Source organism: Clostridia bacterium (assembly GCA_035561135.1).
GTDB lineage: Bacteria > Acidobacteriota > Terriglobia > Terriglobales > Acidobacteriaceae > DATMYA01.
The window spans coordinates 1-1,327 of sequence record DATMYA010000058.1; the positions used below are offsets into that span (position 1 = coordinate 1).

General features: G+C 58.2%; 1 protein-coding gene. It reads left to right on the forward strand.

Annotated features, from left to right (window positions below):
• Positions 1-95: 95 nt before the first annotated feature.
• Positions 96-1,327 (forward strand): APC family permease (locus VN622_13285; protein ID HWR36834.1); only part of this gene is annotated, 1,232 nt, incomplete at its 3' end.

Sequence of the window (1,327 nt, forward strand, 5' to 3'; positions counted from 1 at the left end):
AGTGCGCACACACCAATCATCCGAATTAGGGCGCAGGCCAAGCTGCGCCATAAGATAAGGCACACAAAAAAATACGAGAAAGCAGGGGGTTTGAAATGTCAAACGAAAAGGGAAAACTCGGATTACTTGACAGCACGACCATTTTGATCGGCGGTATGATCGGAAGCGCGATCTTCTCGCTATCGGGCCTCACGATCATGAATGCAGGTCCTGCAGCCATCATTTCGTGGATCGTCGCGGGCATCATCCTGATTGCCTACGGTCTGCAGACTGCAGAGCTCTCCACCATGTATCCGCAGTCGGGCGGTATCTTCGTGTTTCCTGCAAGAGCGCTTGGTAAGACCGAAAAAGCGAGCAAGATCTGGGGCTGGGTCTCGGCATGGGCGTACCTGTTCGGCTGCATCGCTGGCGCGGCATTCTCCGCCATGTACGTTGGCATCTACCTGAGCGTCAGCTTCCCCGCGCTTGGCAGCGTCGGAACGATTATCGCAATCGGCACGGTCATCCTGTGCGGCATCCTGAACGTCGTTGAAATCTCGGCGATGGGCAAGATCAACACGGTGCTGACGGTCGGCCTCGCGATCTCCATGCTGGTCTTTATCGTCACCGGACTTTCCAGCGGCAAGTGGGACGGCTCCGCTCTGATGCCGTTCTTCACACAGGGCCTGGAAGGCACGTTCGGCTTCATGGGCGCAATCCCGATTGCGATGGTCGCGTTTGGCGCAATCGTAGCGGTGTCGTTCATGGTCGGTGAAATCAAGAACCCAAAGAAGACGGTTCCGCAGTCGATGATCATCGCAATGAGCGTCGTGCTCGTGCTCTACATCCTCATGATCGTCACCACGCTGGGCCTCGTGACCGCGGGCTTCCTCCAGCAGAATCCGGGCATGGCGTACATCCCGATGTATGCAGCCGTGTTCACCACGCTCTCCAACCTGCCGTGGCTTGGCTATGTCATCACGATCGCCGCGGTGCTCGCGCTGATCACGACGATCCTCGTCGTTATGGCGCTGGCGGGCCGTGCGCTGCAGGCTTCCGGCGATGCCGGCATCCTGCCCAAGGCGCTTGGCAAAATCAATGACAAGACCAAGGTTCCGGTGAATGCGCAGCTGGTCGTCATCCTCGTGACCGGCATCATCGCGGCGTTCCCGAGCGCAACAAACTTCATCGTCAACTTCGGCTCTCTCTGCAACGCAATCGTGGTCGCGATCATCTGCATCACGGTCATCGCGGCGCGCAAGAAGAACCCCGAAATCACTGATAAGTTCACGGCGCCCGGCGGCAACGCGCTGCCGATCATCACGCTGATCGTGCTGATCGCGGCCTA